The organism is Cellulomonas algicola (genome assembly GCF_003851725.1).
Lineage (GTDB): Bacteria > Actinomycetota > Actinomycetes > Actinomycetales > Cellulomonadaceae > Cellulomonas > Cellulomonas algicola.
Map to the genome: position 1 here is coordinate 1 of NZ_BHYL01000085.1, position 22623 is coordinate 22623.

Below are 22623 nucleotides of genomic sequence, written 5' to 3' on the forward strand. Positions count from 1 at the left end.
GATCGTCTTCCCGGAGGAGCTGTACGACGCGGAGACGCGTCCCCTGCCGCGCGAGCCGCACGACCGTCTGGTCGACGGTGTCGCGACCCCGGACGGCTGGCGACCCGTCGGGCCGGGCACGGCCTGACGGGCCCGACGGGTTTGGCCGGCCTGACGGAGCCGACGGGTCGGTCGGGCGGGCCTGACGGGCCCGACGGGTCGGCGCGGGCGCGCCGCCTCGGTGCAGCGGCCGCCTGCGGGACGAGGAGCGTCAGTCCGTCGACGGCAGCAGCGTCAGGTGATCCGTCGCGTCGGCCTCCGTCGCGGCCTGCGTGAACGGCCACGGGAACGTCTCCCCGGTCGCCCACGCCTTGAACTGGTCGGTGTAGTGCACGCTCGCGGGGTGGCCCGACGTGCCGGTGAGGTTCACCCACGTCGAGGAGTCGAGGTCCCCCAGGTCGACGACCATCCGCATCGACGGCGCGGCCGTCACCGCGTACGACGGCGTGCTCGCGTCCCACGCGGTCGCGTCGACGATGGCCGAGCCGCCGCCGACACTCAGCGGCGACGGGTTGACCAGGCGCCGCAGGACGCCCGGGAGCGACTCACCGCCGAGCACCGGGTGCTCGGGCGCGGCGACGTGCAGCATGCCCCAGCGCCAGTCCTCGGCGTCGCGGCCGAGCTGCGTCGTGAGCTGTCGGCGGGCCGACACCATCGCGCGCGTGAGGATCTCGTCGCGACCTTCCACGACGGCGGGCGTCGACCGGTCGTCCCACCAGGGCGACGACGGGTCGTCGACGAGGCGTCGCACGACCTCGAGCCAGCGCGAGTCGCCCGCGGGCGACGCGTCGTCGGGCAGGTCGTCGTCGAACGCGAGCGTCAGGATCGTCTTCCACACCGCCGCGAAGTACGCGGCCGCCGCGGAGTCGGACGACGACACGCGGTCCCAGTCGCGCAGCAGCTCCTGGCCGTCGTCGTCGAACTCGTCCTCGATCGGCAGCGACAGCAGCGTCGGCACCAGCATGTCGGCGTACGGGTTCCGCTGGTCCGACTGGATCTCCGCCATGTCGGCCACTGTCACGGGCTCGCCCGTCGCGAGCCGCTCCGTCAGCAGCGTGCGGATCCGCTGCGAGCGGTAGCCGTAGTCCCAGTCGTCGGTGAGGAACGGGCCCACGCCGCTCGGCGTCACGGCCTGGTTCGCGGCGACGACGAAACCCTCCGCCGGGTCGAGCGTGCGGGGCATGTCGGTCGGGTCGACGAACCCCTGCCAGTCGTACGCGCTGTCCCAGCCGGGCCGCGGCCACGTGCCGTCCGACGGGACCGGACCGCCCAGCACCGACGTCCGCACCGGGATCCGGCCCGGCGCCTGGTAGCCGATGTGGCCGTCGACCGTCGCGAACACGATGTTCTGCGCGGGCACCTCGAGGAGCGCCGCGACCGCGGCGACGTCGTCCGCGTCGCGCGCCGTGGCCATCGCGAGCAGCGCGTCGGCCGTCCGGCCCGGCTGCAGCGCCGTCCAGGCCAGCGCGACCTCGAACTGGCGGCCCGGCGCGCCGTCGGGCACGGGCGCGTCCTCGACCGCGTCGACGTCGAGGACGTCGGACACGATCGGGCCGTGCACCGTCTCGCGGACGTCGAGCTCGACCGACCGGCCGCCGTTGACGTGGATGACCTCGCGCCGGTGCCGGATCGGAGCGGTGCCGCCGTCCCGCACGGTCACGTCGTCGTCGACCTTCTCGAGGAAGAAGTCCGTGACGTCCGCGCCGAGGTTCGTCAGGCCCCACGCGAGGTCGGCGTTGTGCCCGATGACGACACCGGGCATGCCCGCGTTGGCGAACCCCGTGACGTCGTAGGGGCACTCCGCCGTGACCTCCGCGCAGCGCAGGCCGACCTGCGCCCAGATGCCCGGGGCCGAGATGCCGAGGTGCGGGTCGTTCGCCAGCAGCGGCGCGCCGGACTCGGTGTAGCGTCCCGAGACCGCCCAGGAGTTCGACCCGACGCCCTCGCCGTCGCCGACCAGGTGCGGCACCGCGTCGAGCGCCCGCTGCGCCGACGCGAGCGCCGCCTGCAGGTCGTCGCCCGCGAGGTCGAGCCCCGTCGTCGCCGCCGTCGTGGTCGCGCCCTGGCCCACCTGCTCCGCCGAGAGGATCGGCTGGTTCACGTCCTGCGGGTAGGCGGGGAACAGCTGCTCGACGCGGGCGACGTCCTGCACCGACGCGAACGTCCGCGCGCGTGCCAGCTCACGGTCGTAGTTGCCGCGCAGGTCCCACGCGAGCGCCTTGAGCCACGCGAGCGAGTCGACCGGGTCCCACTTCTCGGGGGCCGGCGTGCTCGTCCGGGCCCCGAGGACCGTGTACTCGACCGCGATCTGCGAGGGGTCCCGGTCCGCCAGGTACGCGTTGACCCCGTCGGCGTACGCCTGGAGCGCGTCGCGCGTCGACTGCTCGACGACGTCCCACTCCTGCTCCGCGACGTGCCGCCAGCCGAACGTCCGGATCACCTTGTCCGCCGCGAGCGCGTCCTCGTTCTCGCCGACGAGCTCCGACAGCCGTCCGGCGGTGACGTGCCGGCGGTAGTCCATCTCGAAGAAGCGGTCCTGGGCCGTGACGTACCCCTGCGCGCGGAACAGGTCCTCGGACGTCGACGCCGTGATCGTCGGCACGCCGCGCGGGTCGCGGGTGACCGTCACCTCGCCCTCGAGGCCGGGCAGCGTGAGCTCGCCGGACACCTCGGGCAGCGGACGGCGCAGGACGACGACCACGCCCACGGCCGTCGCCACCAGGGCGAGGACCAGGACGACGGCGACGGTCGCGAACGCGACCCGGACGAGGCGCAGGCGGGACACGTTGCGAGGGTACTTGTCCGTCTGGGCCCGGGGTGGCAGCACACCAGACCTGGGGATGACCAGCGGCGGCGCTCCGCGAGGTCCGCGTCCGGGTACCCGCGGAATGCAGTCGGCGCGCGTGCCGTTAGGATTGGCACTCGATCCATGTGAGTGCCAGGCCACCCGGGCGTCCCGCCGGGCCGGCCCGTCGACCTCGTCCAGGAGCCCCGATGCCCACCTACGCCTACGCGTGCACGGCGTGCGGTCACGCCTTCGAGATCCAGCAGTCGTTCTCCGACGCCTCGCTGACCGTCTGCCCCGAGTGCGAGGGCCGGCTGCGCAAGGTGTTCTCGGCCGTCGGCGTCGTGTTCAAGGGCTCGGGGTTCTACCGCAACGACGCGCGCTCGTCGGGGTCGACGTCCTCGTCGACGACGTCCTCCTCGTCTCCCTCGTCGTCCGGCTCCCCCTCGTCGTCGTCCACGTCCGGCTCCTCCTCGGGCAGCGCGTCGACCAGCGCCCCGAGCACGACCTCGTCGACGTCGACCACGAGCAAGGCACCCGCCGCCTCGTCCTGACGGCCGCGGCGGCGACCGTCGCGGCGAGCGGTGCCGCCGGCCGCCAGGATCCGACGCTGGCCCTCGCGAGGCGAGCCTCGCGTCGACCCGCCCGCGACGCACGAGGTCGGGCCGGACGACGTGCCGGGCCGCCCGACATCTCGCCGTCGCTCCGGGTGCACCGCACGTCGGGCCGCATCCGGACGGGCCGTCCCCGTCGGGTCGCGAGCCGTCCACAGCCCGCCCTCGCGCGCGGACGCGCACCGACGGCGTCCCGCACCACCAGGGCTCCGACGGTGCGTCCGTAGCGTCGCGGACGTGTCTCTCGACCGACGTGACCCGTCCCGACCGGACCGCCCGCCACCGCTCGCGCGTCGCCGCGCACCCGTCGCGCTGCGCGCGCGTGTCCTGCTGTGGCGGGCTCGTCCTGCGCTGCTGGCGCTGACCCTCGCCGTGGCCGCTCTCGGCGTCGTCGGCGCGCTGCGGCCCCCGCCGCCACCGACGGTCGAGCTCGTCGTGGCCGCACGGTCCCTCGACGCCGGTGCGACGCTCGCCGACGGTGACCTGACGGTGCGCGCCGTGCCGGTGACCGTCGCACCCGACGACGTCCCGGCCGACGCCGACGCAGTCGTCGGACGGGTCACGGCCGTGGACCTCGCGACCGGCACCCCGCTGGTCCCGGGCGTGCTCGTGGCGTCGGACGCGACCGGCCCACCCGGCACGGTCGTCACCGCAGTGCGCCTCGCCGACGAGGCGGCCGCGGCGCTCCTGCGGCCCGGGATGCGCGTCGACGTCCTCGCGGCGACTCCCGACGAGGGCGACGGGCGCGTCGTCGCGACGCGTGCCCTCGTCCTGCCGACGCCCACCGAGGAGTCCCCGCCCGACGCGGTGTCCTTCGGGGCGGACGCCGGCCCGGCGCCACCCGTCCTGCTCGCCGTCACGCCCGACGAGGCGCGCGCGCTCGCCGGCGCCTCGGCGACCGCCTTGCTCTCTGCGGTGGTCGTGCCATGATCGTCCAGTCCAGCGACAGGGCCCCTCCGACCGGCCCTGACGCACGCCGTGAGCTGCCGGGGGCACACATGACCGACACCGTCAACAAGGGCCTGCGGGGCGCCGGCGAGCACCTGCGCGGGCTGCCGAAGGTGTTCCAGGGCTTCAAGGACTTCATCTCGCGCGGCAACGCGATCGAGCTCGCCGTCGGCGTCGTCATCGGCGCGGCGTTCACGGGCGTGGTCACCGCGCTCCAGGACGGGTTCATCGGCCCGCTGATCGCGGCGATCTTCGGCGAGCCGGACCTGTCCGCCCTGGGCCGCTTCACGATCAACGGCGCCACGTTCTCGATCGGGGTCATCCTCAACGCGCTGCTGCAGTTCCTCATCACCGCGGCGGCGGTGTACTTCGTCATCGTGCTGCCGCTCAACGCCCTGGCCGCGCGGCGCAAGCGTGGCGAGGAGGAGGAGCCCAAGGCCCCGGCCGAGGACATCCTGCTGCTCCAGGAGATCCGCGACCTGCTCGCCGCCCGCCCCAGCCCTGCCGTGGCCAACGACGCCGGCGCGGTTCCGGGGACCGGCACGGCTCCCGGCACTCCCCCGACGTTCCAGCCGGGCAGCGGCCCGGCGACGCCTCCTCCGACCGCCTGACACCACCGCGGGCGAACCCGCTCACCGACGCTGCGACAGGCGACACCGCCCACCGACGCTGAATGGGCGACGGCCACCGCTGTCGCCGCCCCAGACGAGCGCACCGGCGCGGGCCGCGTCCCCACCCGTCAGACGGCGGCGTGGTTCACCGGCGGCACCGACGAGCGCGGGTCGCGCGCGGCGTGCTCGCGCGCGTCACCAGTGCGGCGGGCGGTCGCGGTGCAGACGGTCGTCGTTCGAGTCGGCGTCGTGGCCCCAGCCGACGTCGGTGTCGTCGAGGGCACGCAGCGGGACGGCCGGGTCGTGGGACGTGTCAGCGGGCTGCGCCGGTGTCGCGGGAGACGCGGCCTGGTCCGGGCCGTCGGCCGGCGCCGCCGGGAGCGTCGAACGCAGCACCGACTCGTCGGTGCCCACGGTCCCCGCCCGTCGGACGGCTCGTCGCGGGGCACGCGGCGACCGCCCGGACGCCGCTCCGGCGTCCGCACGCACGGCCGGGGTCGGCGTCCGACCTGGACCGTCGACGGCCTCCGTCCGGGCCAGGTCCTCGGGGCTGTCGCTCACCGCACGATGATCCCACCCGGCGCAGCTCTGCCCGGCAGACCCCGGTGCGTCAGCGCAGGGCGCGGCTCACGGCCGAGCGGACGGCGGTGTCGATCCGGTAGGAGCGGCGCGTGATCCCGAGCTCGTCGCGGAGCGCGGCGGCGAGCTGCTCACGGTTGCGGTTCTCCCCGTCCGACCGGAGCCACGCGACGAGCTCGTCGAGCTGGTCGTCGCTGTAGGCGCCGATCGGCAGACCCTTGCGCACGTCGGGCCGCGGTGCGCCGGGCACCCCGGCGAGCGTGAGCTGCACGTGGTGGGCACCGGTCGTGGGCTCTGACGCGGTCGACGACTCACCGTCGACCCGCGCGACACCCGCCTCGCCCGAGGCCGCGTGCGTCCCGGCCCCTGCCGGCGCAGCCTGGTCGACCGGGGCGCGTCCGGAGTCGGTCGTCGGGTCGTCCGAGTCGACCGCGTCGTGACCGGCGACCGCGACGTCCGCGTCACGACCGACGCCGCTGGTCCCCGGGTCGACCGTGTCGTGACCGGCGACCGCGCCCTCGGAGTCGCGCGTGTCGTCGCTCGCGTCGGGGTCGTCGCCCCAGGTCCTCGCGTCGCGGTCGCGGCCCTCGGTCCTCGCGTCGGGGTCCTCGTCGGCGGTCGCGGCGTCCACGTCGTCGGCGCCGGCCGCGCGGCGCGCGGCGAGGGTCGCGCGGACGGAGATGCGGATGGGCGCGGTGACGGGCGGTAGCTCCTCGACCTCGTCGGTCTCGTCGACGGACGACGGGATGCCGAGCACGAGCGGCGCCTTGCGCGGGATCGCGGGCGCGGGTACGCGACCGTGCACGGCGCGACGGATGCGATCGACCTCGGCCTGGGGGTCGAGGAACGCCGCAGCGGACCACACGCGCACGACCGTCCAGCCGAGCCGCTCGAGCCGGTCGGCGAGGAGCCGGTCGCGGACGCGCACCGACGGCTCGCCGACGTAGGCCTCGTCGTCGGTGAGGACGGCGACGAGCAGCCGGTCCTGCGCGTCGGGGTGCCCGACGACCATGGGGATGCGGGTTCCGCCGGGGATGCCGTAGTCGACCTCGACGGTCAGGCCGTGCCGCCAGAGCCGCTCGGCGAGGTCGAGCAGCAGCCGGTCGGGCTCGCCGGCGTCGTGCGTCGCGCCACGTGCGACCCCGGCCGACGCCGAGGACGACGCCGACGCCGACCGGCCGGCGGTCCCGCCCGACGCCTCGGCCGCGTCGGCGGCGCGCAGGTCGATGTCGGCGTCAGGGCGCGGACCGGGCGCGACGAGCCGCACGTCGTCGCCGGTGGCACCGGCACCGCGGGACCCGGCGAACGCGAGCAGGTCGCGCAGCAGCCGCGGACCGGCGGCGCGGACGCGCTCGGGGTCGAGGTCGTCGGCGCCGAAGCAGGACACGACGGTGAGCCGGTGCCGCGTGGCGCCGAGGACGTCGAGGAGCAGGGCGTCGCCACCCGGCTCGCCGACGACGCCGAAGGAGTGCAGGACGCGGCGGTGCGGGGTGCGACCGAACCCGACGGACAGGATGACGGCCTCACGGCGCAGGCCCGCGACGTTGGCGAGGTCGGTGACGACGAACGGCTCGGCGCGCCCGCCGTCGAAGAACGCGGCGACGGCAGGGTTGCCGCGGACCTCGGTGAGGATCGCGTCGCGGAGCGCGTCGGCGTGCACGGCGGACGGCGTGACGACGGCGAGCGACTCGTCGGGCTGCATGAGCGCGTGGTGCAGCACGAGCTCGACGACGTGCTCGACCTCGGCCCGCGTCGACGCGACGGTGCCGGTGGCGGCGTCGGGCATGCCGGTGCCGTCGACGACGTCGAGCCGGACGAGCGGGCGGTGCTCGGGCAGCGGGGTCGGCGACAGCACGCCCTCGTACCCGTGCGCGGCGAGGAACGCGGTGAGGTACGGGTCGCGGCGCGACGTCTCGGCGTGCAGGGCGACGACGGGCAGGACGGCGGCGAGCTCGCGCACGGCGGTGCCGGAGGCGCACCGGGCGTCGCCGACGACGACGACCTGCCGGCCGCGGGCGATGGCGGCGACGGCCATGTCGACGGGCAGGTGCGCGGCGGCGTCGATGACGACGAGGTCGACGGTGCGCGACGGCGGCAGCACCTGCGGCACGAGCATCGGGCTCGCCGCGACGACGGGACGCAGGCGGCGCGCGATGTCGGGGTGGCGCGCGATGGTGTCGCGCAGCGACGTGAGCCGCTCCTCGACGAGCTCGACGAACAGCGACTCGGACTGCTCACGGTTCTGCCGCAGGACCTCCTGCGTCTGCGCGGCGACGGCCTGCCGGACGGGTCCGGCGAGGCTCGCGACGTGCGCGCGGTCGAGCGCGGCGTACTGCGCGGACAGGTCGCCGAGCGCGGTGCCGTCGTAGCCGGCGAGCGTGGGGTCCTGCGTGAGGATCTGCTCGATGACCGTGCTCCACCACGCGAGGTCGAGCTCGGCGGGGGCGAGCGTGGGGTCGACGCGGCGCGTGGCGAGGTCGTCGACGAGCTCCCCGAGCCCGGCGGCGCGCAGCCGGTGCAGCAGACCGGTGCGGTCGGGCAGCGTGTCGAGCGCGCTCGTGTCGGCGCGCAGCCGCGACAGCCGCTCGGTCAGCGCGGCGAAGGGCAGCTGCGCGAGCCCGGCGCCGCCGGGGGTCGACGCGAGCACCTCGTCGAGGGCCCGCAGGTCCTCGGCGACGGCCTGGTGCTCCTCCTCGATGTGCTCGAGCCCGTCGGGCAGCCGCGGCCAGCCGCCCGCGGGGCAGTGCGCCTGCCAGATCTCGCGCTGCGCCTGCACGTCAAGCAGCGCGGCGTGCAGGTCGGCGACGGGACGGCCCGGGCGGACCATGTCGCGGGCCTGCCGCCGCAGCCGCCGGCGCAGCCAGAAGCCCATGTCGACGCCGCGCTCGGTGCGCCACTGCGGTGTCGCGGTCGCGGCGACGAGGTCGGCGGCGGTCCGCTCGAAGACGATCGGCAGGAAGACGTCGAGCGCCCCACGGACGCCGTCGAGCATCCGGAGCTGCTCGGCCCACGACGCGACGGACGTCGCCTGCGTGAGCCCGGTGTCGGCCGCGACCTGCGCGGTGCGCTCGACGAGCGCGGGCAGGGCGCCGTCGAGCAGCCGCGAGATCCGTCGCACGACGACGTCGGCGTCGGCGCGTGTGCGCAGGTCGGCGCCGTACCAGGGCGTGTCCACGGGCCGGACGTCGAACGCGCCGAGCTCGCCGGCCCGGACCAGGTCCGCACCGAGGGCCGCGCGCCGCTCGGCGTCGAGCACGCGTGCGACGTCCGGGGTGAGGCGCACCGTGGTGCGCGGCGCCGGACGCGTCGAGGTCAGCCGGGCGAGCTGCTGCAGCGCGTCGTAGGCGGACGCGCCCCACGGCGTGCGGGTCGCGTGCAGGTCGTCGACGTACGCGCGCAGCCGCTCGCGGTGCTCGACGAGCCGCGTGCGCAGGACGTGCAGGCTCTGCCCGTCGACCGCGGGCGCGTCGAGGGTCATCGCGCCGAGCAGGCGGCGCGCGGCGGCGGTGCGCCAGCCGGCCTCGGGGGCGACGTCGAGCAGGAGGTCGCCGAGGCCGAGCTCGTCGAGCCGGGCGGCGAGCGCGGTGGCGCCGCGGCGGTGGCCGGGGACGTAGAGGACCGTGCGGCCGGACGCGGCGGCGTCGGCGACGACCGCGGCGAGCGTGCCGGTGACGTCGGCGCCGGTCGGGGCGTCGACGAACAGGTGCGCACCGGTGCTGAGCGCGTCGAGCAGGTGCTGCTGCGCGGGGTCGAGGTCGCCGACACCCCGCTCGACGCTCGGGTCGCGGTCGCCCGCGACGGGCTCGGGCAGGCGGACGACGAGCCGCTCGCGGTCGACGTCGACGCCCGCGAGCGCGCAGACGACCTCGTGCTGGTCGAGCGCCGCGGACAGCGCGTCGAGGTCGTCGACGAGGATCTGCCCGGGGTGCACGAACGTCCCGACGACGACCTTCTCGGTCAGCCGGAAGTCGTCGAGCACGGCCTCCCCGAGCGACGACAGCCGCGCGAGCGCGCCGCGCGGGTCGAAGCCGCCGCTCTCGAACGTGCCGCGCGCGACCGCGCCCGGGTCGAGCAGGGCGCCGCGGGTGCGCAGGGCACGAGCGAGGACGGGGTTGACGTCGAGCGTCGGCTCGAGCGCGATCTCGTAGTCGGCCTCGCCGGTGCCGCGGGCGCGCAGCGTGACGGGTCGCAGCAGCACGGGCGCGCGGACGGTGCGGGCCTGGGTGGCCGACCGGGGTGCGGGCTCGGCGGGCCGGGTCGCGACGGCGAGCGCGTCGACGTCGTCGTGGTCGTCGCGGGCGGCGGGCCGCTCGGTCCAGGTCGCGACGCCGATCGCGAGCGCGGTCGGGGCGATGCCGTAGCGCTGCTCGTAGACGGCGGCGCGCGACGCGACGGCCCGCGCACGACGGCGCGCGGTCGACAGCGCGGCGCCCTCGCGGACCAGGTTGGACAGGCGCGTGGGACGGCCGGCGAAGAGCTGGGCCATCCCCGAGGGGTGGGCGGCGGTGAGGTCGAGCGCGGCGTCGCCGAGCAGCTCCATGTCGGCGAGGGTCGACCCGCCGGCGGCCTCGACCAGGCCTTCGCGCCAGCGTTCCACCGCGCGGTCGACGAGGTCGGCCCGGGTCGGCGGGGCGACGAGGGCGACGGGGGCGTTCGGGGTCGCGTCGGTCGCGGGAGCCTGGTCGGGACCCGTGCCGGACGAGCGCGCGGGGACTGTCACCCCAGGAACGGTAACGGCAGGGTCTGCGGTCGGCGGCGTGGCGCGCCGAGGCTCCCCCGATGGTGTCGTCGTGCCCGCGCCCGGGGACGTCGTGCCGCGGCTCTCCCCCGTCGTCATGCGGTTCTCCCGTCGCGACGGCCCCGTCGGGGACGTGCCCGCAGACGACAGGAGCGGGACGGCTCCGAAGACCCGTCCCGCTCCTGGGAAGTCACAACGGTGCGCACCGCGCAGGGGGCAGGCGATGCGCACCGTCGAGTACGAGTGTGCGGCATGAGGGGGCTCTTGGTCAAACGTCCAGGCCAGGCTGTCGGGCGGTTTTCACACGATCGGGTCTGCCGGTGTCCGCGCTCCTCGACGCCTCCCGTCACGTTACCCGGTCCTCGCGCTTCAGGCGCAGCAGGACGAACAGGAACGAGACGACCGCGGTGGCCGAGAGCAGCAGCAGACCGACCGTGTAGGAGTGCGTCGCCTCGTCGTAGGTCGCCCCCATGACGAGCGGCGGGAAGTACCCGCCGAGGCCGCCCGCGGCCCCCACGATGCCCGACACGGAGCCGACCCGGTCGGCGGGTGCACGGCGCGCGACCCAGGCGAACACGCCGCCCGTCCCGATGCCGAGGAAGAAGGCCATGAGCACGAACTCGGTGCCCGCGGGGATCTCCGGGACGGGCTTGAACGAGAGCAGCACGGCCATGATCGCGGCGCCGGCGAGGGACACGAGGACGATGGGCTTGGGGTGCACGCGGTCGGACAGGATGCCGCCGAGCGGGCGCGCGACGACGGCCGCGATCGCGAACCCCGCGGTGCGTGCGCCGGCGTCGGCGAGGTCGTAGCCGTAGACGTCGGACAGGTACGTCGGCAGGTAGGTGGAGAACGCGACGAAGCCGCCGAACGTCACGGCGTAGAGGAACGACATCTGCCAGGTGACGGGCAGCTTGATCGCGGCGCGGAGCTTCGGGACGACGGGCTGCGTCGACGGCTTCCAGGCGGGCGCGTCGCACGACACCGACAGCACGACGAAGCCCGTCACCGCGAGCGCGATGGCCACGAGCACGTGCGTCGTCACGTAGCCGAACGAGTTCACCATGCGCGGCGTGAAGAACGACGACAGCGCGGTGCCGCCCATGCCGATGCCGAAGACGCCGGTCGCGAAGCCGCGGCGAGCGGGCTCGTACCAGGCGTTGACGAACGGGATGCCGGCCGCGAACGTCGTGCCGGCGATGCCGAGCAGGAAGCCGAACAGCAGCAGCAGCGCGTACGACTCCTGCTCCCCCGCGAACGCGACGAGCAGCACGGGGACGATCGAGATCAGCGACAGGATGCCGAGCATCCGACGACCGCCGACGCGGTCGGTGAGCGCGCCGACCGGGATGCGCCCGATCGCGCCGACGAGCACGGGGGTCGCGACGAGCAGCGACTTCTCGGTCGCCGACAGCCCGAGCTCCTCGGTGTAGCGCGCGGCGAGCGGGCCGACGAGGTTCCACGCCCAGAACGTGATGGCGAACGTCCACGTCGCGAGGACGAGGTTGAGCGTGCGGCCCGACACGCGGGTCGTCGTCGCGGCGGTCGTCGTCATCGGCGTCTCCCCGATCCTTCGCGGTCACGTGTGCCGACGGGGTCCCACCCGCGTCGGGGTGCGCTCGCGCCGGGGGTCGGCCGGGCGTCGCGGCTGCGGTAGACGATGTACGGGCGGAACAGGTAGTGGAACGGCGCGGTGAACGCGTGCACGAGGCGCGTGAACGGGAAGATCGCGATCAGGGCGAGGCCGACGAGGGTGTGCCACTGGAACGACGCGGGCGCCGCGGCCATCGACGCGACGTCGGGCTGCAGCACGAACAACGACCGGAACCAGGGGGCGACGGTCTCGCGGTAGTTGTGCGCCTCGTGGCCGGCGCCGACGGAGTTCAGGGTGGTCCACAGTCCCAGCACGATCGCGGCGACGAGCGCGACGTACATCGTCTTGTCGTTCTTCGTCGTCGCCATGAAGACGGGTCCGGTGCGGCGCCGCCGGTAGACGAGGATCGCGACGCCGACGAGCGTGCAGAAGCCGGCGATCCCCCCGATGACCAGCGCCATCGCGTGGTACGCCTCCTGCGACAGCCCGGCGGCGTCGGTCCAGGACTGCGGGATCACGAGGCCGCCGACGTGCCCGACGATGACGAACACGAGCCCGAAGTGGAACAGCGGGCTGCCGATGCGCAGCAGCCGGGACTCGTAGAGCTGCGACGAGCGGGTCGTCCAGCCGAACTGGTCGTAGCGGTACCGCCAGATCGTCCCGCCGACGAGCGTGACGATCGCGAGGTACGGCACGACGCCCCACAGCAGCACGTCCATCAGCGCCCTCCTCCGCTCGGCCCGTCAGCACCCGCCGGGACAGACCCCGCGAGCGGCAGCAGCCGAGGGTCGGCGGCGTCGAGCCCGACGGACTCGCGCGGCGGCCCGGCCGCCGCCATCGCGTGCACCGCGGCGCGGTCGCGCGGCGACTCGCCGGGCAGCGTCGCGCACACCGCGGTGAGGACGCCGGCCCACGGGCTGCCGGCCTCGACGAGCGCGAGCCGGACGAGCTCGAGGCTCGGCCGGTACTCCTGGAGCAGCGAAGGCCCGTCGACGGGGTCGGCGACGGCGGCGTACTCGAGCACGAGCGGCAGGTGGTCGGGCAGCTCGCCCCGGGTGTCGACGAGCATCCCCGACGCGCGGTACCGGGCCTTGAAGGCGGCGAGCACCTCGCCGCGCCGGCGGGTGTCGCCGTCGGTCCAGTACGACAGGTAGAGCGTCTGGCGGCCCGACAGGTCGAACGCGTCGACGTAGGCGCGCTGGAGGTCGGCGAGCGGCGTGGTCGCGGCGTGGTCGAGGAAGCCGCGGAGCCCGTCGCGCGCGGCTCCGGCGGGCAGCTCGTCGACGGCGGCCACGAGCAGCGGCAGCCGGTCGACGAGGTCGTCGTCGGGGTACGCGAGGCACCACGACGCCGCCTGGTGCACGACGCGCGCGGACGTCCGGCGTGCCGTCGACGCGCGCCGCCCCCGGACCACCGGCCCCCTCACGACCGCGTCCCCGTGACGCCCGGGTCGACGCCCGGCCCGTCGTCGGCCCCGCCGGTCGCGCCCGGTCCGGGTGGTGTGGCCCGTCCGCCGGACGACGGGAACAGCCCGGGCGGTGTCCCCTTGCCGTCCCAGTTGAGCAGGTTGACCCTCCCGTGCATCTCGGACGGTGTCGCGAGCCGGTCGGACGTCTGCCGCTGCTTGAGCGCGTGGAACGTCTCGACCGCGACGGGCACGGGTCGGCCGGACGCCTCGCCGAACGGCGCCTGCTCGTACATCCCGGGACCCTCGTCGTAGTCGAGCGAGCAGCCGAGCTCCTCGAGCTCGTGCCCGCGCTCCTCGTGGGCCTTCGGGATGACGTACCGGTCCTCGTACTTGGCGATCGCGAGCAGCCGGTACATCGCGTACATGAGCTGCCCGGTCATGCCGACCGACGCGGGGATGCGCTCGTCGGCGTCCTCGTCGAGCGTGATGCCGCGCAGGTAGCCGCGCATCGCGGCGAGACGGCGCAGGACGCCCGTGACGACGTCGGTGTCGCCCGCGGTGAACAGCGACGCGAGGTACTCGACGGGGATGCGCAGCGCGTCGATCGCGCCGAACAGGTTGCCGTGGTCCTCGGCGTCGTGCCCCTGCTCGCGCAGCAGGTCGACGACGGGCGAGAGCGGCGGGACGTACCAGACCATCGGCATGGTCCGGTACTCGGGGTGCAGGGGCAGGGCGACGCGGTACGTCTTGGCGAGGGCGTAGACGGGCGAGCGGCGGGCGGCGTCGAGCCAGTCGGCGGGGATGCCCTGCTCGCGGGCGGCGGCGATCACCGCGGGGTCGGTCGGGTCGAGCATGAGGTCGAGCTGGGACTCGTAGAGGTCCTGGTCGTCGGGGACCGACGCAGCCTCCGTGACGCGGTCCGCGTCGTAGAGGACGAGGCCGATGTAGCGCAGCCGCCCGACGCACGTCTCCGAGCAGACCGTCGGCAGGCCCACCTCGACGCGGGGGTAGCAGAACGTGCACTTCTCGGCCTTGCCGGTCTTGTGGTTGAAGTAGATCTTCTTGTACGGGCAGCCGGTGACGCACTGACGCCAGCCGCGGCAGCGGTCCTGGTCGACGAGGACGATGCCGTCCTCGGCCCGCTTGTAGATCGCGCCCGACGGGCACGACGCCATGCACGACGGGTTGAGGCAGTGCTCGCAGATCCGCGGCAGGTACATCATGAACGTGCGCTCGAGCTCGAACCGGATGCGGTCCTCCGACTCGGCGCGGACCTTCGCGACCATCGGGTCGAGGTGCCCCAGCTCCGCGGTGCCGCCGAGGTTGTCGTCCCAGTTGGCCGACCAGCGGATCTTGGTGTCCTCGCCGGTGATGAGGGACTTGGGACGCGCGACGGGGAAGTCGTCGCCGAGCGGCGCGTCGATGAGCTTCTCGTAGTCGTACGTCCACGGCTCGTAGTAGTCCTCGAGCTTCGGCTGGACCGGGCTCGCGAAGATCGTCAGGAGCTTCTTGACGCGGCCGCCGGCCTTGAGCGTGAGCCGGCCGCGCTTGTTGAGCGTCCAGCCGCCGCGCCACTGCTCCTGGTCCTCGTAGCGCCGCGGGTAGCCCTGCCCGGGCCGCGTCTCGACGTTGTTGAACCACACGTACTCGACGCCCGCGCGGTTCGTCCACGCCTGCTTGCAGGTGACCGAGCACGTGTGGCACCCGATGCACTTGTCGAGGTTCATGACCATCGCCATCTGCGCCATGACCCTCATGAGCCGGGTCCTCCCTGGACCTCCGGTGCGGCGAGCATCAGTACTCCACCTCCTGCGAGCGGCGGCGGATCGTCGCCACGATGTCCCGTTGGTTGCCGGTCGGGCCGAGGTAGTTGAACGTGTAGGACAGCTGCGCGTAGCCGCCGACGAGGTGCGTCGGCTTGACCAGCAGGCGCGTCACGGAGTTGTGGATGCCGCCGCGTCGCCCGGTCTTCTCCGACTTGGGGACGTCGATGGTCCGTTCCTGCGCGTGGTGCACGAACACGACGCCCTGCGGCAGGCGGTGGCTCACGATGGCCCGCGCGACGAACACGCCGTTCGCGTTGACGCACTCGATCCAGTCGTTGTCGGCAGCCCCGATGATCGCCGCGTCCTGCACCGACACCCAGCAGACGGGCCCGCCGCGCGACAGCGACAGCATCAGCAGGTTGTCCTGGTACTCGGAGTGGATCGACCACTTGTTGTGCGGGGTCAGGTACCGCACGGTGACCTGCGCGTCGCCGTCGGGGCCGAGCCGTGGCTCGCCGAGCAGCCGGTGCAGGTCGAGCGGCGGGCGGTAGATCGGCAGCGCCTCGCCGAGGTCCGTCATCCAGTCGTGGTCGAGGAAGAAGTGCATGCGGCCGGTGAGCGTGTGCCACGGCTTGAGCCGCTCGACGTTGACGGTGAACGGCGCGTACCGGCGGCCGCCCGTCTCCGACCCCGACCACTCGGGCGACGTGATGACGGGCACGGGGCGGGCCTGGGTGTCGGCGAACGTGATCCGCTTCTCCTCCGACCCCTCCGCGAGGTCCGCGAGCGGCTTGCCCACCCGACGTTCGAGCGACCGGAAGCCCTGCGTCGCGAGCTCGCCGTTCGTGGTGCCGGACAGCGACAGGATGGCCTCGGCGAGCTTGACGTCGGTGTCGAGCGCCGGCCGCCCGTCGCCCGCGCCGCCGAGCATGACGCCGTTGAGCCGACCGAGCCGCTCGACCTCGTGCTCGAGCCGGTAGGTGACGTTCTTGATCGTGAACCCCAGCGTGTCGGCGAGCGGCCCGAGCGAGCCGAGCTTGTCCGCGACCGCCGTGTAGTCCCGCTCGACGACCTGCAGCAGCGGCAGGTTCACGCCGGGCTGCGGCGCGATGTCACCGCCCGCCCAGTCCCGCGCCCGGCCCCCGACGTGCCCCGCCGCCTCACCGGGGGTGTCGTGCTGGACCGGGACGCTCACGACGTCGTACCGCGTGCCGAGGTGCGTGCGCGCGAGCTCGGAGAACCGGCGTGCGACCAGGTGGAACGCGTCGAAGTCGGAGCGCGCCTCCCACGGCGGGTCGATGGCCGGGGTGAACGCGTGGACGAAGGGGTGCATGTCCGTCGACGACAGGTCGTACTTCTCGTACCAGGTCGCCGCGGGCAGGACGACGTCCGACAGCAGCGTCGTCGACGTCATGCGGAAGTCCGCGCTCACCAGCAGGTCGAGCTTCCCCTCGGGCACGCCGTCGCGCCACGTGACGTCGCGCGGCCGGACGTCGGCAGGCTCGGCCGTGACGTTCGAGTGCGTGCCGAGCAGGTAGCGCAGGAAGTACTCGTTGCCCTTGGCCGACGACCCCAGCAGGTTCGCGCGCCAGAGGATCAGCGTGCGCGGCCAGTTCTCGGGGGCGTCGACGTCCTCGATTGCGAAGCGCACGCGGCGGTCCGCGATGCGCTCGACCAGCGCGGCCGTGGCGTCGGGCGCCTCCCCGGCGTCGGCGGCGGCCCGCACCTCGTCGGCCAGGTCCAGCGGGTTGCGGTCGAACTGCGGGTAGAACGGCATCCACCCGAGCCGCGCCGACTGCGCGATCGTGTCCGCCGTGTGCATCCCCGCCAGGTGCCCCTCGGCCAGCGGCGACGCGAGCGCGTCCGCGCGGTACCCGTCGAACCGCCACTGGTCCGTGTGCATGTACCAGTACGACGTGCCGGTCATCGTGCGCGGCGGGCGCGACCAGTCGAGCGCGTTCGCGAGCGACAGCCACCCCGTCAGCGGGCGGCACTTCTCCTGGCCGACGTAGTGCGCCCAGCCGCCGCCGTTGCGCCCGAAGCACCCCGTGAGCGCGAGCAGCGCGAGCACCGCGCGGTACGTCGCGTCGCCGTGGAACCACTGGCAGATGCCCGCGCCCATGATGATCATCGACCGGCCGCGCGACTTCTCCGCGTTCGCCGCGAACTCGCGCGCGATCCGCGCGCACGCCGCCGCGGGGACCGACGTGATCGCCTCCTGCCACGCGGGCGTGTACGGGGTGTCGGCGTCGTCGTAGCCCGCCGCCCACTGCCCCGGGAGCCCGTCCCGCCCGACGCCGTACTGCGCGAGCATGAGGTCGTAGACGGTCGTGACGAGGTGGTCGCCGACGCGTCGTGCGGGCACGCCGCGGTGCAGCACCGAGCCCGAGCCGTCGGGCTGGTCGAACACGGGCAGCAGCACCGGCACGGGCTCAGCCGCGGTCGCGCCCGCGTCGGCCGCGCTGAGCGCCGGGTCGACGCCCTCGAGGTCGAGGTTCCACCGCCCCTCGCCCGACTCCGTGTAGCGGAAGCCCATCGACCCGTTCGGCACGACGGGCCGCCCGGTCGCCGCGTCGAGCAGGACCGTCTTCCAGTCGTCGCCCTCGGCCCCGGGGACCGCGTCCGGGAGGTCGGCCGCGCGCAGGAACTTCGACGGGACGTAGCCCCCTTCGGCGTGCGGCGTGAGCGTCACCAGGAACGGCAGGTCGGTGTACTGCTTCACGTAGTCCCGGAAGAACGGCACCTCGCGGTCGACGAGGAACTCCCGCAGCACGACGTGTCCCATCGCCATCGCGAGCGCCGCGTCCGTCCCCGCCTGCGCGGGCAGCCACTCGTCGGCGAACTTCGTGTTGTCCGCGTAGTCCGGCGACACCGTGACGACCTTCGTGCCGCGGTAGCGGACCTCCGCCATCCAGTGCGCGTCCGGGGTGCGCGTCACCGGGACGTTCGAGCCCCACATCATCAGGTAGGTCGCGTCCCACCAGTCGCCCGACTCCGGGACGTCGGTCTGGTCGCCGAACATCTGCGGGCTCGCGACGGGCAGGTCCGCGTACCAGTCGTAGAACGACGTCATGACGCCGCCGATGAGCTGCACGAACCGCGTCCCGACGCAGTGCGACACGATCGACATCGCCGGGATCGGCGAGAAGCCCGCGCACCGGTCCGGGCCGTACGTCTTGATGGTGTGCACGTGGCCCGCGGCGACCATCTCGACGGCCTCGTCCCACCCGACGCGCACGAGCCCGCCCTTGCCGCGCGCCTGCTGGTACCGCCGCCGGCGCTCGGGATCCCCGACGACGTCCGCCCACGCGAGCACCGGGTCCTTGAGCCGCGCCTTCGCCTCGCGGTACATCTCGACGAGCACGCCGCGCGCGTACGGGTACCGGACCCGCGTCGGCGAGTACGTGTACCAGGAGAACGCCGCCCCACGCGGGCAACCCCGCGGCTCGTAGTCGGGGCGGTCGGGGCCGGGCGACGGGTAGTCCGTCTGCTGGGCCTCCCACGTGATGATCCCGTCCTTGACGTAGACCTTCCACGAGCACGAGCCCGTGCAGTTCACGCCGTGCGTCGAGCGGACCACCTTGTCGTGGCGCCAGCGGTCCCGGTAGAACGCGTCGCCGCGCCGGCCGCCCTCCCGGAACACCGCCCGGTTGTCGGCGGTCTCGTCCCACCGCGTGAAGAAGCGCCCTGCCTGCAGGAGCGCATCCGTCGCGGGTCCGTCGAGTCGAGCCCCCTCGCCCATGGCCCGACCATGCCGGAGCCCGCAGGTTGCCGCCACCGGAAGTCGCCCCCGGGCACGTCGTCCGGCCTGCGTCGCCGCGTGTCGGGCGTCCGGGCTGCGACCTCGACGGGCCCGTGCGAGCCTGTCGGGAGCGTCGAGCCGCGGGCGCGCCCCCGCCGGCCCCCGAGGACGCCCCCATGCGCGCGATGGTCTACCGAGGTCCGTACAAGGTCCGTGTCGAGGAGAAGCCCGACCCGCGGATCGAGCACCCGAACGACGCGGTCGTACGGGTCACGTGCGCCGCGATCTGCGGCTCCGACCTGCACCTCTACCACGGGATGATGCCCGACACCCGCGTCGGGCACACGTTCGGCCACGAGTTCGTGGGCGTCGTCGAGCAGGTCGGCTCGTCGGTCCGGAACCTGACCGTCGGCGACCGCGTCATGGTGCCGTTCAACATCTTCTGCGGCACGTGCTTCTTCTGCGCACGAGGCCTGTGGTCGAACTGCCACAACGTCAACCCGAACGCGACGGCCGTCGGCGGGATCTACGGCTACTCGCACACCGCGGGCGGGTACGACGGCGGCCAGGCGGAGCTCGTGCGCGTCCCGTTCGCGGACGTCGGGCCGTCGAAGATCCCCGACTGGCTGCCCGACGAGGACGCGGTCCTGCTGACGGACGCCTGCTCCACGGGCTACTTCGGCGCGCAGCTCGGCGACATCGCCGAAGGCGACGTGGTCGTGGTCCTCGGGGCCGGACCCGTCGGCCTGTTCGCGGCCCGGTCCGCGTGGCTCATGGGCGCGGGCCGCGTGATCGTCGTCGACCACGTCGACTACCGGCTCGAGAAGGCGCGGACCTTCGCGTTCGCGGAGACCGTGAACTTCGCGGAGGTCGACGACCTCGTCGTACACCTCAAGAAGGCGACCGGGTACCTCGGTGCGGACGTCGTCATCGACGCCGTCGGGGCCGAGGCCGACGGCAACCTCACGCAGCACGTCACCGGCGCCAAGCTCAAGCTCCAGGGCGGCTCGCCCGTCGCGCTCAACTGGGCCGTCGACTCGGTCCGCAAGGGCGGCACGGTCTCCGTCATGGGGGCCTACGGCCCGATCTTCTCGGCCGTGAAGCTCGGCGACGCCGTCAACAAGGGCCTCACCATCCGCACCAACCAGGCGCCCGTGAAGCGGCAGTGGCCGCGGCTGCTCGAGCACATCCGCAACGGCTACCTGAAGCCGAGCGACATCGTCACGCACCGCATCCCGCTCGACGACATCGCGGAGGGGTACCACATGTTCTCCGCGAAGCTCGACGGCTGCGTCAAGACGCTCGTCCTGCCGGGCCAGGACTGACAACCAGGAGGTCGACGTGCCGTACACCCCGGACAAGCCCCCGCTGCCCGAGACCCCCGAGCAGCTCGCCGCCCGCATCCCCGGCTGGGGGGCGGACAAGAACCCCGCCGACCGCCCGTCGTACCCCCGCGAGCGCACCGACCTCGAGACCGGTGCGCACTGGACCGAGCCCGAGCAGCAGCCCGAGCTCGCGCCGCGCGAGCGGTCGATCGAGCACGCGCGTCTCACACCCGTCTTCGGCACCGCCCAACCGCTGCACGGCCTCTCGGGGGCGATCCGCCGGCACGCGTACGCCGCCTACAGCGAGGGCCGCGCCGCGCACTGGCTGCTGCTCATCGCGGCCGACCGCGTGGACGCCGTCGAGCAGCACCTCGCGTCCTTCGCGACGCCGCACCCCGACAACCCCGTGACGGAGACGGGCGTGCTCGCGGAGGGCGAGCGGCGCGGCCTGCGGTCGCGCGCCGAGGGGCACCGCGTCGACCGGGGCCACCAGGCGATGGACCCCGTCCTGGTCGCCGGGCCGTGGGTGCTCGCCGCCGCGGGCGTCGCCCTCATGGTCCACGCGCTGCGCCGTCGCCTGCGCTGACCCCGGACCGCGAACCTCGCGACCGGCGCGCCGACCCTCCGCCGCGCGCGTCAGCAGACGCGTGGCGGGCGCCTGCTCGCCCGCCGGTCGCGGGAAGCAGCGGGGTGGCCGATGAGTTGTGGCGTGGTGGGCGGTCGGTCAGGAAGAGGCCCGTCTGCCGGTGGCGTATTTGCGTCGACCGTGTCAGACCCCTCGACAAGACTGGACGCTCCGCCGTCGACGCCGCTCGCGTCGACGCGTGCGACACCACTCCCGACCGTCCCCCGGAAGCCAGGTGCCCCTGTGACCGAGACCTCCACCGCCAAGCTCCGCGACGAACCCGCCTCGGGCGGGTCGTCCGCCGCGCCGGCCGTCCCCACCGCCGGGATGAGCCCGCGCGACCGCCTCGCGGTCACGGTCCTGCTCGTCTCGACGTTCGTCGTCATCCTCAACGAGACCATCATGGGCGTCGCGCTGCCGCGGCTCATGACGGACCTGTCGATCACCGCGTCGACCGCCCAGTGGCTGACCACCGCCTTCATGCTGACGATGGCCGTCGTCATCCCCGTCACCGGGTTCGTGCTGCAGCGGATCACCACGCGCCCCGCGTTCCTGCTGGCCATGACGCTGTTCGCGACGGGCACGCTGATCTGCGCGCTCGCCCCCGGGTTCGTCGTGCTGCTCGCCGGGCGCATCGTGCAGGCGTCGGGGACCGCGATCATGCTCCCGCTGCTCATGACGACCGTCATGACGGTCACGCCGCCCGCCGCGCGCGGCCGCACCATGGGCAACATCTCCGTCGTCATCTCCGTCGCCCCCGCGATCGGCCCGACGATCTCCGGCCTCATCCTGTCGGTCCTCAGCTGGCGCTGGATGTTCGGGCTGGTCCTGCCCATCGCGGTCGTCGCGATCGTGCTCGGCGCGATGCGTCTGCCGAACGTGACCGAGCCCCGGTACGCCAAGGTCGACGTGACGTCCGTGATCCTGTCGGCGCTCGGGTTCGGCGGGATCGTCTACGGCCTGTCGGGCCTCGGCGAGATCACCGACGGCGGCGTCGCGACGACCACGTGGATCTCGCTCGGCGTCGGCGCGGTCGCGCTCGTCCTGTTCGTCCTGCGGCAGCGGTCGCTCGCCCGCGTCGACGACGCGCTGCTCGACCTGCGCGTCTTCTCGTCGCGCACCTTCGCGGTGTCCGTCGCGCTGCTCGCGGGCCTCATGGTGTCGCTGTTCGGCGTCATCATCCTGCTGCCGATCTACGCGCAGTCCGTCCTGGGCCTCACGACCCTCCAGACCGGCCTGCTGCTGCTGCCTGGTGGGCTGCTCATGGGCCTGCTCGCACCCGCGGTCGGGCGCGCGTACGACAAGGTCGGGCCGCGTCCGCTGCTCGTCCCCGGCGCGATCGCGCTGAGCCTCGCGCTGTGGGGCTTCGTCCTGCTGCAGCCGGAGTCCTCGCCGTGGATGCTGCTCGCCGCGCACCTCACGATGTCCGCCGGGCTCGCGCTCATGTTCACGCCGCTGTTCACCTCGGCCCTCGGGTCGCTGCCCGCCGAGCGGTACTCGCACGGGTCCGCGGTCGTCGGGACGCTCCAGCAGGTCGCCGGTGCGGCCGGCACGGCGCTGTTCGTCACGGTCCTCACCGCGCAGTCGATCGCGCTCGCCGACGGCGGTGCGAGCGAGGTCGCGGCCACCGCGGGCGGCATCCACTCGGCGTTCCTCGTCGGCGCGATCCTGTCGCTCGTCGCGCTCCCGCTCGCCTTCGCGGTGCCGCGCGAGCGGGTCGAGGGCCCGCACGGCGGCGGGCACTGAGGGCGGGCGTGCACCGATGAGCGGGCTCACGGCCGACTGGATCGAGCACCGGCGCGAGGGCGACCGTGAGCTGCTCGGCTGGATCCGCGTAGACGGCGACGGC

Annotated in this window: 14 protein-coding genes and 1 pseudogene; 6 read left to right on the plus strand and 9 right to left on the minus strand. The window is 74.1% G+C overall.

From position 1 onward, the window contains the following. Window positions 1–250: 250 nt before the first annotated feature. Window positions 251–2824, minus strand: a complete 2574-nt coding sequence (locus CTKZ_RS06415) for a penicillin acylase family protein (protein ID WP_200829656.1) — start codon at window positions 2822–2824, stop codon at window positions 251–253. Window positions 2825–3033: 209 nt separating this feature from the next. Between CTKZ_RS06415 and CTKZ_RS22665 the strand changes: the two are divergent. Continuing rightward, window positions 3034–3174, plus strand: a pseudogene (locus CTKZ_RS22665) (FmdB family zinc ribbon protein); the annotation flags it as partial. A gap of 14 nt (window positions 3175–3188) precedes the next feature. Here the strand turns inward: CTKZ_RS22665 and CTKZ_RS22670 are convergent. Further along, window positions 3189–3350: a hypothetical protein gene (locus CTKZ_RS22670; protein ID WP_307720288.1), complete on the minus strand. Its 162-nt coding sequence runs from the start codon at window positions 3348–3350 to the stop codon at window positions 3189–3191. Window positions 3351–3675: 325 nt separating this feature from the next. Here CTKZ_RS22670 and CTKZ_RS06425 point away from each other — a divergent pair, with 325 nt between their 5' ends. Continuing rightward, entirely contained in the window at window positions 3676–4368 is a 693-nt protein-coding gene (locus CTKZ_RS06425) for an SAF domain-containing protein (protein ID WP_200829657.1), read from the plus strand. A 68-nt stretch (window positions 4369–4436) separates the two neighbouring features. Beyond that, window positions 4437–4997, plus strand: a complete 561-nt coding sequence (gene mscL, locus CTKZ_RS06430; protein WP_124342175.1) for a large conductance mechanosensitive channel protein MscL — start codon at window positions 4437–4439, stop codon at window positions 4995–4997. A 195-nt stretch (window positions 4998–5192) separates the two neighbouring features. On the opposite strand, the gene CTKZ_RS21980 is transcribed toward mscL, so the two are convergent. From CTKZ_RS21980 to CTKZ_RS06465, 7 genes are all read right to left on the minus strand, one after another. Beyond that, entirely contained in the window at window positions 5193–5558 is a 366-nt protein-coding gene (locus tag CTKZ_RS21980; RefSeq protein ID WP_200829658.1) for a hypothetical protein, read from the minus strand. Window positions 5559–5607: 49 nt separating this feature from the next. Further along, window positions 5608–10296 carry a PDDEXK-like endonuclease domain-containing protein gene (locus CTKZ_RS21440; protein ID WP_235843372.1) on the minus strand — a complete coding sequence of 1563 codons (4689 nt, stop codon included), beginning with the start codon at window positions 10294–10296 and terminating at the stop codon, window positions 5608–5610. A 364-nt stretch (window positions 10297–10660) separates the two neighbouring features. Next, on the minus strand, window positions 10661–11869 hold the full coding sequence (locus CTKZ_RS06445; protein WP_124342177.1) for an MFS transporter: 1209 nt from the start codon (window positions 11867–11869) through the stop codon (window positions 10661–10663). After that, window positions 11866–12627, minus strand: coding sequence for a respiratory nitrate reductase subunit gamma (gene narI, locus CTKZ_RS06450; protein WP_124342178.1), 762 nt, complete (start codon window positions 12625–12627; stop codon window positions 11866–11868). Before narI ends, CTKZ_RS06445 begins: the two co-directional genes overlap by 4 nt. Further along, window positions 12627–13334, minus strand: coding sequence for a nitrate reductase molybdenum cofactor assembly chaperone (narJ, locus tag CTKZ_RS06455; RefSeq protein WP_235843373.1), 708 nt, complete (start codon window positions 13332–13334; stop codon window positions 12627–12629). Before narJ ends, narI begins: the two co-directional genes overlap by 1 nt. After that, window positions 13331–15073, minus strand: coding sequence for a nitrate reductase subunit beta (gene narH / locus CTKZ_RS06460; RefSeq protein WP_124342179.1), 1743 nt, complete (start codon window positions 15071–15073; stop codon window positions 13331–13333). Before narH ends, narJ begins: the two co-directional genes overlap by 4 nt. Before the next feature lie 37 nt (window positions 15074–15110). Continuing rightward, a complete protein-coding gene (locus tag CTKZ_RS06465) occupies window positions 15111–18824 on the minus strand; it encodes a nitrate reductase subunit alpha (RefSeq protein WP_124342180.1) in 3714 nt (1237 codons plus the stop codon). A 176-nt stretch (window positions 18825–19000) separates the two neighbouring features. Between CTKZ_RS06465 and CTKZ_RS06470 the strand changes: the two genes are divergently transcribed. The 3 genes from CTKZ_RS06470 (at window position 19001) to CTKZ_RS06480 (ending at window position 22520) form a co-directional block, all read left to right on the plus strand. Next, a complete protein-coding gene (locus CTKZ_RS06470) occupies window positions 19001–20149 on the plus strand; it encodes a zinc-dependent alcohol dehydrogenase (protein WP_124342181.1) in 1149 nt (382 codons plus the stop codon). A gap of 16 nt (window positions 20150–20165) precedes the next feature. Continuing rightward, entirely contained in the window at window positions 20166–20735 is a 570-nt protein-coding gene (locus CTKZ_RS06475; protein ID WP_124342182.1) for a hypothetical protein, read from the plus strand. Between the two features lie 282 nt (window positions 20736–21017). After that, window positions 21018–22520, plus strand: coding sequence for an MDR family MFS transporter (locus CTKZ_RS06480; protein ID WP_124342183.1), 1503 nt, complete (start codon window positions 21018–21020; stop codon window positions 22518–22520). Window positions 22521–22623: the final 103 nt, after the last annotated feature.